This window comes from Pseudomonas sp. 18173 (assembly GCF_050432945.1).
Classification (GTDB): Bacteria; Pseudomonadota; Gammaproteobacteria; order Pseudomonadales; family Pseudomonadaceae; genus Aquipseudomonas.
In genome coordinates, this window is sequence record NZ_JBKFTN010000001.1 from 347,175 (window position 1) to 360,682 (window position 13,508).

Below are 13,508 nucleotides of genomic sequence, written 5' to 3' on the forward strand. Positions count from 1 at the left end.
CGTCAACGATAACGCAGGCATTCCGAAAGCACGCGTCGCTCTCAGTTTTTTCGCGAGCAGGCTCGCTCCTACAGGGGAATGGGTTAAGCACCATCGCCTTGCTTCACCACCACCGTACAAGTAATCCCCGCCGCCAACAGCACGCCCTCCGGAACTTCATCGATGTGAATGCGCACCGGCACCCGCTGTGCCAGGCGCACCCAGTTGAAGGTCGGGTTGACGTCGGCGATCAGCTCGCGGCTCTCCGGGTTGTCGCGGTCGTAGATGCCACGCGAGATGCTTTCGACGTGGCCCTTGAGCACTTCGCCGCTCATCAGTTGCATGTCGGCCTTGTCACCCACGCGCACGTGGGGCAGCTTGGTTTCTTCGAAGAAGCCGTAGACCCAGAACGAGTTCATGTCGACCACGGCCATTTTCGCCTCGCCGATGCGCGCGTAATCGCCGCGATGCACGTTGAGGTTGGTGACGTAGCCGTCCACCGCTGCGCGCACTTCAGTGCGTTTGAGGTTGAGTTCAGCGGCTTCCAGTTGCGCCTGGGCCTGCTGGTAATCGGCCAGGGCCGAGTCGGCGAGATTGCTGGCGTCGTCGCGGTTTTCCCGGGAGATCACCAGGTTGTCCATATCGGCGCGACGGTGGGCATTGACCTTGCGCATCTCCCAGGTCGCCTTGCGCGAGGCCACCAGGCTTTGCGCCTGCTTCACCGCGAGGCGGTAGTGCTCGGGGTCGATCTGCATCAGCAAATCACCCTTCTTCACCAACTGGTTGTCGCGCACCGGCACGTCCACCACTTCGCCGGTGACGTCGGCGGCGACGTTGATGATGTCGGCCCGCACGCGGCCGTCACGGGTCCATGGCGTGTTCATGTAGTGCTCCCACAAGGAGCGGCCGATCCACAGCGCGAGGGCCAGCACCAACAGGGTCGCGAGCAGGCTGAAAAACTTTTTCATCGGGGCATTCTCAGTAATAGAGAGTCAACGGTAGACAGTCAGCGCCAACGCGCCGAACAGACAGGTAAACAGACTCAGGCGCAGTAACGCCGGGTGCCAGAAGAAGCGGTACAGGTCGAACCCGGAGAGGAAGCGGTCCAGTGCCCAGGCCAATGCCGCCGCAATGAAAAACATCAGGGTCATGGTCGGCATGTACAGGCCGTGGAAGGCAATTTCACGAGGCATGTTCAAGTCCTTGCGGCTTGGCGTTGGCATTCATGTAGCCGGCCAGCGGTGATTGCGGATCGAGCAGAGAGGTGCGGATGAAGTGCAGGTAGCTCTTCACCCGGCGCAACGCCGAGGTATCGAAGTGGGGGGCGAAGGGTTCGTCGGTGGACTGCACACGACTGATCGCGTGATCGACAGCGATCAGCGCACGCTCGAGGTTGCTGCCGTTCGGTTGCAGGAACAGCCGCACCAGCGCACGCCCCATCACCCGGATCGACTGCCGCCATGGCTGGGATTCGGCATAGGCTGGATGCACCGGCAGAATCGCCTGTTCCTTGCGCAACTCGATGATGGCGTGACCGACCTCGAGCACCACGAACATCCAGCGCAACAGATTGCGCTGCACTTGTGGCTGACCCGCCGCGAAACCATAGGCCTGATGCATCAGGTCACGGGTGCGGCTTTCGAAACTCGACGCCAGCCCCTTGAGTTTGCCGCTGATGGCATACACCACCTGGCCACGCAGATCCTGCTCCAGGCGCCGCCACAACCAGCGGCTGTTGGGCGGCAGAATGATCGCCCCCGCCGCCGCGCATACCAACATGCCCAGCACCATGGCGATGTAGTCGTTGATAAAGGTGTAGGGGTTGTAGACCGTAAGGTTGTCCGGTACCGAACCGATGCTGAAGAAGATCAGCAGGCCCACCCCGACGCCAGCGTATTGCGGCCGCGATGCCAGAAACGCGCCGAGCACGATCACCGGTGCGAGCATCACGCACAGCAAAGGGAAGCCATCGATCCACGGGAAGATAAAGAACATCTCGACAAACCCGATCAGCGCCCCGAGAAACGTCCCGCAGGCCATCTGGAATGCCATGCGTTTCGGGTTCGGCGTGGCGGCGGACAGGCCCACGGTCGCGGCGGCGATCAGGGTCATGGTCACCCCGCTCGGCCACGCCGTGGCCACCCAATAACTGCCCAGCACCACCAGAATGAACGCGGCGCGAATCCCCGAAGCCGCCGACACCAGCCAGTTGGTTTGCGGGGTGAACGGTTCGTCCCAGCGCTCCCGTTCGTGACTGTGATCGGCCAGGGATGCGTGGGTCTGTGCATAACTGTGCAAGTCGTCGACAAAGCGATAGAGCAGTTCGTAGGCCGTGTGGAAATCCAGCTGCTCGGCGTCGCTCGGGTTGCTCTCTTGAAAAATCGCCCGCAGGTGGCGCACCCGCGCCGGCAACCCTGCCTTGTAGGCTGTCAAAGCCGTGACCAGGCGCGCTGCATCAGCACTGGTCAGGGCGCGACCACTGAAGCCATCGAGCAATTCGGCGAGGTCCTGCAAGCCCGGTTTGATCGCCGCCACGGCATGATCGGTGCCGCTGTCGTGCAGGCGCTCCAGCAACTGGTGCAAGGCGTTGAAGCGGGTGGTGATGCCCATGAATTCGCTGTTCAAGCGACTGAGCCGACCGTTGCGTCGACGCATGTGCGGGTCTTCGAACACCGTGACACTGCGCAGCCCTTCCAGGCCCACGGCTTCGGCAATGAAGCGCACGTTGCCGGCCTCGAACGCCTCACGCCGGCTGCGACCGCGCAAGCCATCGGTAACGAACAAGGCGAACACGCCGAAGCGCTGATACAAGGCATTGCGCATCGCGGCACTGGCCGATTGCGGCAGGATCGCGGCACTGACCAAGGTCGAGCACAGAATCCCCAGGGAGATTTCCAGCACCCGCCAGACCGCCGCCATGAACGCCCCTTCCGGATGGGCCAACGCGGGCAAGCCAACCATCGCCGCGGTGTATCCGGCGAGTACGAAACCGTAGGCGCGGAAGTTGCGACAGCGGGCGGCGCCGGCCGTGCAGATACCGACCCAGATCGCCAGCGAACCGAGGAACAGTTCAGTGTTCTGCGCAAACAGCGCAATCAACGCGACCATCACCGACGACCCGGCCAGTGTGCCGAGAAAGCGATAGAAGCTCTTGGCGAACACGTGACCGCTTTGCGGCTGCATGACGATGAACACGGTGATCATCGCCGTGCGCGGTTGCGGCAGTTCCAGGCGCATGGCCAGCCATAGCGTGAGGAATGCCGCAATCAGCACCTTGAAAATGTACACCCAGGTCACGCCGTCGCTGCGTGCCCAGTCGAAGAAACCCCGGCGCCATTCCAGGGAATACAGCCAGCGCAAGGGTGCGGGCAAGGGAGTCATGAAATCCTGCTCAAAAAAAATGTAGGAGCGAGCTTGCTCGCGATAGCGGAGCATCAGTCGGCATCAATGGTGGATATGCCGCCCTCATCGCGAGCAGGCTCGCTCCCACAGGTCTTGTGTTCAACGCAACAGGCTCGGGGTTTTCGGCGCCTGGGTCTGCTCGGCTTTCGGTACGTCATTACCGGCACCGAGACCACCGCCCAACGCGGTCACCAATTCGGCATGGGCGGTCAAGCGCGCCGCCTGGACCTGCTGCTGCACTTGCTGCTGCTTGAACAGCAGGGTCTGGGCATTGAGCACGTTGAGGTAGTCGGTCAGGCCGCGCTGGTAGGCGATCATGGCGATGTCGTAGGTCTTCTGCGCAGTGGCCACCGACTCAGCGGCGAATGCCTGTTGCTTGTCCATGGACTCGCGGCGGATCAACTGGTCAGAGATGTTTTTCAGGGCATTGACCAGGGTCTGGTTGTACTTGGCCACGGCGATGTCATACCCCGCCGAGGCTTCGCCCAATTGCGCGCGCAAACGTCCGCCATCGAAGATCGGCAACGAAATCGCCGGTCCCACGCTGTAGTTGAGCTTCTTGCCGGTCAGGAACTCCAGCGCCCCGCCGCCGGTGGCCATGTAACCGAGGCTGCCGACCAGATCGACATTGGGGTAGAAACCGGCATGGGCAACGTCGATGCCCCGCGCCTGCGCCGCCACTTGCCAGCGGCTGGCGACCACGTCCGGACGCTGCCCGAGCAATTGCGCCGGCAGCGCGGACGGCAGTTTCAGTGGCGCACCCAGCGACAGCGTCGGCCGCTGCAACTGCGCGCCTTCCCCCGGGCCCTTGCCGGCGAGGGCGGCGAGCTGGTTGCGGCTCAAGGCGATTTCTTCGTCGAGGGCATCGATCTGGCGATGGGTTTCCGGCAACGGGGTTTCAGCCTGGCTGACTTCGAAATGAGTGCCGATGCCGCCATTCAGACGTTTCTGCGCCAGCTCAAGGATCTGCTGTTGCTGCTTGAGGGTCGCTTCGACGATGTCCCGCTGTGCGTAATACAGCGAAAGCTCGATGTAGACCCGCACGATGTTGTCCTGCAATTCGAGCTGTGCCTGGCGGGCTTCAGCCACTGTCATGTACGCCATGTCCACGGCGCGCTCGGTGGCATTGCTTTCGCGGCCCCAGAGGTCGAGGGCGTAGCTGAAACCCAGCGCGGCGTTGTTGTCCCAGGTGGTGCTGTTGGCCAGCTCGCCGGGGCCATAGAACTGGTCGGTAGGCCAGTTGTGACGTTTGAGGGTGGACTCGCCATTGATCTGCAGCGACTCGGCCGCTTCCGCTATGCCCGCCATGGACCTGGCCTGACGGACCCGGGCGGCGGCCATGGCCAGGCTCGGGCTGCCTTGCAGGGCGAGGTCGATCCAGCGGTTCAGTTGCGGGTCGCCATAGGCCTGCCACCATTGCGCGGTGGGCCAGTGCGCATCTTGCGCGGCGCTCTGGATCGCTTCGTCGGTGGCCAGTGAATTGGCCTCCAGCGCCTTGTCCTGCGGGGCAATACCTCCGGTTCCGATGCAGCCGCTGATTGCCAGGGTTAAAGCCAAAACACTGAGCGGCTGAAGCGCTCTGCTGATGCGACGCGGCACTGCTGCGATTTCCTGAGGTGGGGTGTTCTTGAGGTGAGCGCAATTCTATGGGGCGGCCTGAAGGGCGATAAGCTGGGATTCCTGTGAATCTTTGTTACCGTTAACGAGATAATCCGTAGGTAGGGGGTCACCGCCCCTGAAACTTCGTGTCACAATTTGCCATCGCACCCGAGAGCACCCCATGGACACTTTGCAAAACATGCGCGCCTTCAGTTACGTGGCCGAAGCCGGCAGCTTCACCGCCGCCGCCGTACAACTGGACACCACCACGGCCAACGTCTCGCGCGCGGTCTCCAACCTGGAAGCCCATCTGCAAACCCGGCTGCTCAACCGAACCACCCGTCGCATCGCCCTGACCGAAGCCGGCAAGCGCTACCTGTTGCGCTGCGAGCAGATCCTGGCCTACGTCGAAGAAGCCGAAGCCGAGGCCAGCGACGCCCACGCACGCCCGGCCGGGCAACTGAAAGTGCACACCATGACCGGCATCGGCCAGCACTTCGTGATCGACGCCATCGCCCGCTACCGCAAGACCCACCCGGACGTGACTTTCGACCTGACCATGGCCAACCGCGTGCCGGATCTGCTGGACGAGGGCTACGACGTGTCCATCGTCCTTGCCCGCGAACTGCCGGATTCGGGTTTCGTCTCCCAGCGCTTGGGCATCACCTACAGCATCGTTTGCGCCTCGCCGGCCTACGTCAAAGCCAATGGCTGCGCACAAAAACCCAGCGACCTGCTCAACCACGCCTGCCTGCGCCTGGTCAGCCCGGTGATTCCGCTCGAGAAATGGGCCTTCGACGGCCCTGAAGGCCAGGAAATGGTCACCATCAACAGCTCACCGTTCCTGGTGAACTCCGCCGACGCGATGAAATCCGCGATCATCAGCGGCATGGGCGTTGGCGTCCTGCCGCTGTACGCCGCAATAGACGGCCTGCGCAACGGTACGCTGGTGCGCGTGATGCCCAAATACCGCTCGCAGGAGCTGAACCTGTACGCCATCTACCCGTCGCGCCAATACCTGGACGCGAAGATCAAGACTTGGGTCGAGTACTTGCGTGGATCGTTGCCGGAATTGCTGGCCGCGCACCAGGCGGAATTGGCGGCGTATGAATTGAGCGGGAGCCTGGGTGGGGTTCGGGTGGCGAACTGAGCCTTTGTGGGAGCGAGCCTGCTTGCGATGGTCGTCAACGATGACGCTGGCAGCCTGACATCCCGCGGTGTTCTGCCGTTTATCGCGAGCAAGCTCGCTCCTACAGAAGAGAAGAGCAGGCCGAGCGTTAGCTCGCCTGCCGCTCTTGATCTTGATCCACCCGCCCCCTCGGCAGGCTGAGCGGAGGCGTTCATCCGGGGATGGGCGCGCAGCGCCGTTCGACGCAGGCGAACTCATTGCATGTAGGTCGCGCGAAGCCGACCGGAGGGCAATGCCCCCGGATGGACACCGGAGCGAAGGAACCCCGAGCCCTGGCGAGGGGCCGGACGTTCGGGGCGAGCGTTTTTTTGCTTACTTTTTTTAGGCGCCTGTAAAAAAAGTGAGTCGCCGTAAGGGCGAAACCACCAGCCGCCACAACCCAAAAAACGGATATATACACGGTCAACCAAGAACATGGTCGGCCCAGAGGCCGCCAAGGCCAAACTGACAGCGCCGTCAGTTAGCCGTCACCCTCCTGACCGTCAAACAGGTTTATAAAGGAAAATACCCACCGCCCCACCGACCCACCGACCACCCAGCCCCGGCGCCCCACTCGCATGCGAATCCAGAAAAAACCCGCCCTGCTCGTCGCCCTTCTGATTGTCCTGGCAGCGCTGGGCCTGTGGTATGCCGCCAAACCGGCCAAGGCCAAGCTCGCCGCCCCCAGCGCCATCCCCGTGCGCGTGGTCGCCGTCGCCGAAAAAGACGTGCCGCGCTATGTCAGCGGCATCGGTTCGGTGCTGTCCCTGCACAGCGTCGTGGTCCGTCCGCAAATCGACGGCATTCTCACCAAACTGCTGGTCAAGGAAGGCCAACTGGTGAAAAAAGGCGACCTGCTGGCCACCATCGACGACCGGTCGATCCGCGCCAGCCTCGACCAGGCCCGGGCACAACTGGGCGAAAACCAGGCGCAACTGCAAGTGGCGCTGGTCAACCTCAAGCGCTACAAATTGCTCAGCGTCGACGACGGGGTCTCCAAGCAGACCTACGATCAGCAACAGGCGCTGGTCAACCAACTCAAGGCCACCGCCCAAGGCAACCAGGCCTCGATTGATTCCGCCGAGGTACAGCTTTCCTACACGCAAATACACTCCCCGGTCAGCGGTCGTGTCGGTATTCGCACCGTCGACGAAGGCAACTTCCTGCGCATGAGCGACGTCCAGGGCCTGTTCACCGTGACCCAGATCGACCCCATCTCCGTGGAGTTCTCCCTGCCGCAGCAAATGCTGCCGACCTTGCAGGGCCTGATCAACGACCCACAGCACGCCCAGGTCAAGGCTTACATCGGCGCCGACACCGACGGCGAAACCGGCAACCTGCTCGGCGAAGGTCACCTGACCCTGATCGACAACCAGATCAACGCCAGCACCGGTACCATCCGCGCCAAGGCCGAATTCGACAACCCGGGCCAGAAGCTGTGGCCGGGTCTGCTGGTGACGGTAAAGATTCAGACAGCCCTGGACAAAAATGCGTTGGTGGTACCGCCAACCGTCGTACAACGTGGCCTGGACCAGCACTTCGTGTACCGGGTCAATGGTGACAAAGTCGAAGCCGTGCAGGTGCAGATGGTCTATCAAGGCAGCGGCCAGGACATCATCAAGGGCGTGAAGCCCGGTGACGTGCTGGTCAGCGATGGTCAGTCGCGGCTCAAACCGGGTTCGACGGTGCAGGTACTGACCGAGCCGTCGCAAGTGGTGCAATCGGAGGCGGCGCAATGAAGGGCCACGGTTCGATATCAGCCTGGTGCATCGACCACCCGGTGGCCACGGTCCTGCTGACGTTCGCCCTGGTGCTGCTGGGCGTCATCGCGTTTCCGCGCCTGCCGGTAGCGCCGTTGCCGGAGGCAGAGTTCCCGACCATCCAGGTGGCCGCGCAACTGCCCGGCGCCAGCCCGGAAACCATGGCTTCCTCGGTGGCCACACCCCTTGAAGTGCAATTCAGCGCCATTCCCGGCGTGACCCAGATGACCTCGAGCAGTGCACTGGGCTCGACCAACCTGACCCTGCAATTCACCCTCGACAAGAGCATCGACACCGCCGCCCAGGAAGTGCAGGCGGCGATCAACACCGCCGCGGGCAAGCTGCCCAAGGACATGCCGAACCTGCCGACCTGGCGCAAGGTCAACCCGGCCGACAGCCCGGTGCTGATCCTCAGCGTCAACTCCTCGCAGATGCCCGGCCCGGAGCTCAGCGACCTGACGGAAACCCTGTTGTCCCGTCAGCTCAGCCAGGTCGACGGTGTAGGCCAAGTTGCAATCACCGGTCAGCAACGTCCGGCGATCCGCGTCCAGGTGTCGGCGGACAAACTCGCGGCCATCGGCCTGACCCTCGCCGACATCCGCCTGGCGATCCAGCAGACCAGCCTCAACCTGGCCAAGGGCGCGCTGTACGGGGAATCGAGCATCTCGACCCTGTCCACCAACGACCAGTTGTTCCATCCGGAGGACTACAGCCAGCTGATTGTTTCCTACAAGGACGGTGCACCGGTTCATCTGCGCGACGTCGCCAAAGTCGTCAACGGTTCGGAAGATGCCTACGTCCAGGCTTGGGCGGGCACGCAACCGGGGGTGAACCTGGTGATCTTCCGCCAGCCGGGGGCCAACATCGTCGAAACCGTGGACCGCATCCAGGCCGCCTTGCCGGCACTGGAAGCGATGCTCCCCGCCTCGGTGCAGGTCAAGACGCTGATCGACCGCACCCAGACCATCCGTGCCTCGCTGCATGAAGTGGAAATCACCCTGCTGATTGCAATCATGCTGGTGGTGGCGGTGATGGCGCTGTTCCTGCGCCAGTTGTCGGCAACATTGATTGTCTCGGCGGTGCTCGGGGTTTCGCTGACCGCCAGCTTTGCGCTGATGTACGTCATGGGATTCAGCCTGAACAACCTGACGCTGGTGGCGATCGTGGTGGCCGTGGGCTTTGTGGTCGACGATGCGATCGTGGTGGTGGAAAACATTCACCGGCACCTGGAGGCCGGCGACGGCATGCGCGAAGCGGCGATCAAGGGTGCTGGCGAGATCGGCTTCACGGTGGTCTCGATCAGCTTTTCGCTGGTGGCGGCGTTCATCCCGCTGCTGTTCATGGGTGGCGTGGTCGGGCGGTTGTTCAAGGAATTCGCCCTGACCGCCACCTCGACCATCCTGATTTCCGTGGTGGTGTCGCTGACCCTGGCGCCGACCATGGCCGCGCTGTTCATGCGCGCGCCGGTGCATCACGCCCACGACAAACCAGGCTTTGGCGAGCGCCTGCTGGCATGGTACGAAAAAGGCCTGCGCCGTGCCCTCGCCCATCAACGCTTGATGATCGGCGTGTTCTGCCTGTCACTGGGCCTGGCCGTTACCGGGTACATTCTGATCCCGAAAGGTTTCTTCCCGATCCAGGACACCGGTTTTGTCCTTGGCACCACCGAAGCCGCTGCCGACATTTCCTACGGCGACATGGTGAAAAAACACCTGGCAATGGCGGAAATTGTCGCCGCCGACCCAGCGGTGGAAACGTTCTCGCACTCGGTCGGGGTTTCCGGCAGCAACCAGACCATCGCCAACGGCCGCTTCTGGATCACCCTGAAAAAACGCAGCGACCGCGATGTCTCGGCCAGTCAGTTCATCGACCGGATTCGTCCGCAACTGATGAAAGTGCCGGGCATTGTCCTGTACTTGCGCGCCGGCCAGGACATCAACCTCAGCTCCGGGCCAAGCCGTGCCCAGTACCAATATGTACTCAAGAGCAACGACGGCGGCACACTCAGCACCTGGACCCAGCGCCTGACGGAAAAACTGCGCGCCAACCCGGCGTTCCGCGACATTTCCAACGATTTGCAACTGGGCGGCAGCATTACCCACATCAGCATCGACCGCAGCGCGGCGGCGCGTTTCGGCCTGACCGCCAGCGACGTCGACGAAGCCCTGTACGATGCATTCGGCCAGCGCCAGATCAACGAATTCCAGACCCAGGTCAATCAGTACAACGTGATTCTGGAACTGGACACCAAACAGCGCGGCAAGGCCGAAAGCCTCAACTATTTCTACCTGCGCTCGCCCCTGAGCGGGCAAATGGTGCCCTTGTCGGCCCTGGCCAAATTCGATGCGCCAACTGTCGGCCCGCTGTCCATCGCCCATGACGGCATGTTCCCGGCCGCCAACCTGTCGTTCAACCTGGCGCCGGGCGTGGCGCTGGGCGATGCGGTGATCATGCTCAACCAGGCCAAGGTCGACATCGGCATGCCGAGCGCCATCAGCGGCAATTTCCAGGGTGCGGCCCAGGCGTTCCAGAGTTCTCTGGCCAGCCAGCCGTGGCTGATTCTGGCGGCGCTGGTGGCGGTGTACATCATTCTCGGCGTGCTCTACGAGAGCTTCGTGCATCCGCTGACGATCATTTCCACTTTGCCCTCGGCGGGTCTCGGCGCGGTGATCATGCTGTGGATTTGCGGCCAGGACTTTTCGATCATGGCCTTGATCGGCCTGGTGCTGTTGATCGGTATCGTCAAGAAAAACGGCATCCTGATGATCGACTTCGCCCTCGAAGCGCAGCGCAATGCCGGATTGTCGCCTGAGGAAGCGATCTTCAAGGCCTGTCTCACGCGGTTCCGGCCGATCATCATGACCACCCTCGCCGCCCTGCTCGGCGCCCTGCCGCTGATGCTCGGCTACGGCACCGGCGCCGAGCTGCGCCAGCCCCTGGGGATCGCGGTGGTTGGCGGCTTGCTGGTGAGCCAGGCCCTGACGCTGTTCACCACGCCGGTCATATACTTGTGGCTGGAGCGGTTGTTTCACAGGCCCAAACCTTCGCCAGTGCCAGCGCTGGCGAGCACAGACTGAGGCAGGGTCATGCGTGTTCTGATTATCGAAGACGAGGAAAAAACCGCGGATTATCTGCACCGCGGTCTGACGGAACAGGGTTACACCGTGGATCTGGCGCGGGACGGGGTCGAAGGCCTGCACCTGGCGCTGGAGAGCGACTACGCGGTGATCGTCCTCGACGTGATGTTGCCGGGCCTCGATGGCTTCGGCGTGTTGCGCGCCTTGCGTGCGCGCAAGCAAACCCCGGTGATCATGCTCACCGCCCGCGAACGTGTGGAAGATCGCATCAAAGGCCTGCGTGACGGCGCCGATGACTATCTGGGCAAACCGTTTTCCTTCCTTGAACTGGTGGCACGCCTGCAAGCGCTGACCCGGCGCAGCGGCGGCCATGAGCCAGTGCAAGTGAGCATCGCCGACCTGTGGATAGATTTGATCAGTCGCAAGGCTACTCGTGGCGGCACACGGCTGGACCTGACCGCCAAGGAGTTCTCGCTGCTCAGCGTGCTGGCTCGCCGCCAGGGTGAAATCCTCTCGAAAACCGCCATCGCCGAAATGGTCTGGGACATCAATTTCGACAGTGACGCCAACGTCGTCGAAGTCGCGATCAAACGCCTGCGGGCCAAGCTCGACGGGCCGTTCGAAGAGAAACTGCTGCACACCATTCGCGGCATGGGTTATGTGCTGGAGAGCCGTGGTGTCTAGTAATTCAATCGCCTTGCGGCTGAGCGGGATGTTCACCCTGGTGGCGTTATTGGTGTTTCTGTTGATCGGTTGGGCGCTGTACCAGCAGGTCGACAAAGGCCTTGGCCTGTTACCCGAAGCCGAACTGGATGCGCGCTACAGCGTGCTCGAATCCACGGTCGGCCGTTACGGCACGCCCGAGCATTGGGTGAAGATCAACAACAAGCTCAACCTGCTGAGCGAAGAAGACAAGCGCATCAGTTTCTGGATCATCAGCGGCGATCCGCACTACGAATACGGCAACCTGACCCCGCAGGTCCGCGCCTTTGCCCAAGGGCCGCTGGGCACGCGGGACATGCAACTGGCGGATCACCCGTATCCGCTGAAAGTGCTGGTCAGCGAGTTCCCGGCCAAGGACCAGCGCCCACCGCTGCGCTTCATGATCGCCATCGACACCGAAACGTTTTTCCATACCCAGCATCAACTGCTGATCGCGCTGATCAGCCTGGCGATCGTCGGCGTGCTGCTGGCATCGGCGCTGGGTTATTGGGTGGCGCGGATCGGCCTCAAGCCGCTGATCAAACTGTCCCAGGAAGCCCAGCGCCTGGCCCCGCCGTTGCGCTCGGGACGCTTGCGATTGTCACCCTTGCCGCCGGAACTCGATCAATTCGTCAGCTCGTTCAACTCGACCCTGGAACGGGTCGAGCAAGCCTACTCGCGCCTTGAATCGTTCAATGCCGACGTCGCCCACGAATTGCGCTCGCCACTGACCAACCTGATCGGCCAGACCCAGGTCGCATTGACCCGCGGACGCTCCGCCGAGCATTACTTCGAAGTGCTGCAATCGAACCTCGAAGAGCTTGAGCGGCTGCGTTCGATCATCAACGACATGCTGTTCCTCGCCAGCGCCGACCAGGGCAGCAAGGCGACCAAACTCACCGCCACCTCGCTGGCCGATGAGGTGGCCACGACCCTGGAATATCTGGATTTCATTCTCGAAGACGCTCAGGTCCGGGTCGAGGTCAGTGGTGACGCGCAAGTGCGCATCGAGATTGCCCATCTGCGCCGGGCGCTGATCAACCTGCTGAACAATGCGGTGCAGCACACCGCGCCGGGGCAGGTGATTGAAGTGCGCATTGAAGCTGCAGAACACCAGGTCAGCATCGGCGTCGCCAACCCCGGTTCGCCGATTGCCCGTGAACACCTGCCACGGCTGTTCGAGCGTTTCTATCGAGTCGATGCTTCGCGTAGCAACAGCGGCAACAATCACGGCCTGGGACTGGCCATCGTCAAGGCGATTGCATTGATGCATGGCGGCGATGTGTTCGTGCGCAGCGACCACGGGATGAATACCTTCGGCATTCATCTGCCTGTCTGACACCTCTCCTTTGTGGGAGCGAGCCTGCTCGCGAATCAGGCAACGCGGTGCAACCCAAGGACCGAGGTGTTGCTTTCGCGAGCAGGCTCGCTCCCACATGAAGTTCGGGTGAACACAAGTGTGCGGTCAACCAACTATTGCTGTTACCGCAACAGTCCTTTCATGAATCCGCTCTTTTTCCCTTCGCTCCAGATCCTTATCTTTGCCCGCACCAAACAGCACTTGCCAAGCAAGAAGGTTTTAAAGATGTCCAACAGTATGGGTATTGCCAGCGCTTTCGTTTTGTCCTCTTTGTTCCTGTCGCCATTGGCGATGGCGGAAGAATCGCAGACTTTCGTCGCGCATGGCGCCGCACGCTCCGCGGCGTTCGAAGAGCATCAGGTCGAGATGACGGCCAAGGCTGCGCAAGACGCCCAAGCTCCGCAAGCATCCAGCGCCCAGGCCCAGCCACAGGCCGAAAAAGACAGCTGATCCGTAGCTGT

Annotated in this window: 10 protein-coding genes; 6 read left to right on the top strand and 4 right to left on the bottom strand. The window is 62.2% G+C overall.

The genetic code is table 11. The annotated features are described in order from the left end of the window. Positions 1-83: 83 nt before the first annotated feature. From ACLD1X_RS01565 to ACLD1X_RS01580, 4 genes are all read right to left on the bottom strand, one after another. Positions 84-947 carry an efflux RND transporter periplasmic adaptor subunit gene (locus ACLD1X_RS01565; protein WP_057395860.1) on the bottom strand — a complete coding sequence of 288 codons (864 nt, stop codon included), beginning with the start codon at positions 945-947 and terminating at the stop codon, positions 84-86. A gap of 24 nt (positions 948-971) precedes the next feature. Further along, positions 972-1,172 (bottom strand): DUF1656 domain-containing protein, encoded by a 201-nt coding sequence (locus ACLD1X_RS01570; RefSeq protein WP_429365836.1) that lies wholly within the window; start codon positions 1,170-1,172, stop codon positions 972-974. Beyond that, complete coding sequence (locus ACLD1X_RS01575; protein ID WP_429365837.1) at positions 1,162-3,360, bottom strand: FUSC family protein; 2,199 nt, start codon at positions 3,358-3,360, stop codon at positions 1,162-1,164. The genes ACLD1X_RS01570 and ACLD1X_RS01575 overlap by 11 nt, the downstream gene beginning before the upstream one ends. Positions 3,361-3,480: 120 nt before the next feature. Then, the gene (locus tag ACLD1X_RS01580; RefSeq protein WP_429365838.1) at positions 3,481-4,980 is read right to left on the bottom strand and encodes an efflux transporter outer membrane subunit; all 1,500 of its coding nucleotides are present in this window, start codon (positions 4,978-4,980) and stop codon (positions 3,481-3,483) included. A gap of 181 nt (positions 4,981-5,161) precedes the next feature. On the opposite strand from ACLD1X_RS01580, the gene ACLD1X_RS01585 reads away from it, so the two are divergent. The 6 genes from ACLD1X_RS01585 (at position 5,162) to ACLD1X_RS01610 (ending at position 13,497) form a co-directional block, all read left to right on the top strand. After that, complete coding sequence (locus tag ACLD1X_RS01585; RefSeq protein WP_429365839.1) at positions 5,162-6,130, top strand: LysR family transcriptional regulator; 969 nt, start codon at positions 5,162-5,164, stop codon at positions 6,128-6,130. Positions 6,131-6,726: 596 nt separating this feature from the next. Then, the gene (locus tag ACLD1X_RS01590) at positions 6,727-7,887 is read left to right on the top strand and encodes an efflux RND transporter periplasmic adaptor subunit (RefSeq protein WP_429365840.1); all 1,161 of its coding nucleotides are present in this window, start codon (positions 6,727-6,729) and stop codon (positions 7,885-7,887) included. Then, entirely contained in the window at positions 7,884-10,985 is a 3,102-nt protein-coding gene (locus tag ACLD1X_RS01595; protein ID WP_429365841.1) for a multidrug efflux RND transporter permease subunit, read from the top strand. Before ACLD1X_RS01590 ends, ACLD1X_RS01595 begins: the two co-directional genes overlap by 4 nt. Positions 10,986-10,994: 9 nt before the next feature. After that, positions 10,995-11,669, top strand: coding sequence for a heavy metal response regulator transcription factor (locus ACLD1X_RS01600; protein WP_429365842.1), 675 nt, complete (start codon positions 10,995-10,997; stop codon positions 11,667-11,669). Continuing rightward, positions 11,662-13,026: a heavy metal sensor histidine kinase gene (locus tag ACLD1X_RS01605; RefSeq protein ID WP_429365843.1), complete on the top strand. Its 1,365-nt coding sequence runs from the start codon at positions 11,662-11,664 to the stop codon at positions 13,024-13,026. Before ACLD1X_RS01600 ends, ACLD1X_RS01605 begins: the two co-directional genes overlap by 8 nt. A gap of 246 nt (positions 13,027-13,272) precedes the next feature. Continuing rightward, a complete protein-coding gene (locus ACLD1X_RS01610; protein WP_429365926.1) occupies positions 13,273-13,497 on the top strand; it encodes a hypothetical protein in 225 nt (74 codons plus the stop codon). The last annotated feature ends 11 nt before the right edge of the window (positions 13,498-13,508 follow it).

Excerpts from the sequence above, each read along its gene's own strand:
- ACLD1X_RS01565 (WP_057395860.1), bottom strand. The coding sequence starts at position 947 with ATGAAAAAGTTTTTCAGCCTGCTCGCGACCCTGTTGGTGCTGGCCCTC.
- ACLD1X_RS01570 (WP_429365836.1), bottom strand. The coding sequence starts at position 1,172 with ATGCCTCGTGAAATTGCCTTCCACGGCCTGTACATGCCGACCATGACC.
- ACLD1X_RS01575 (WP_429365837.1), bottom strand. The coding sequence starts at position 3,360 with ATGACTCCCTTGCCCGCACCCTTGCGCTGGCTGTATTCCCTGGAATGG.
- ACLD1X_RS01585 (WP_429365839.1), top strand. The coding sequence starts at position 5,162 with ATGGACACTTTGCAAAACATGCGCGCCTTCAGTTACGTGGCCGAAGCC.
- ACLD1X_RS01590 (WP_429365840.1), top strand. The coding sequence starts at position 6,727 with ATGCGAATCCAGAAAAAACCCGCCCTGCTCGTCGCCCTTCTGATTGTC.
- ACLD1X_RS01595 (WP_429365841.1), top strand. The coding sequence starts at position 7,884 with ATGAAGGGCCACGGTTCGATATCAGCCTGGTGCATCGACCACCCGGTG.
- ACLD1X_RS01600 (WP_429365842.1), top strand. The coding sequence starts at position 10,995 with ATGCGTGTTCTGATTATCGAAGACGAGGAAAAAACCGCGGATTATCTG.
- ACLD1X_RS01610 (WP_429365926.1), top strand. The coding sequence starts at position 13,273 with ATGTCCAACAGTATGGGTATTGCCAGCGCTTTCGTTTTGTCCTCTTTG.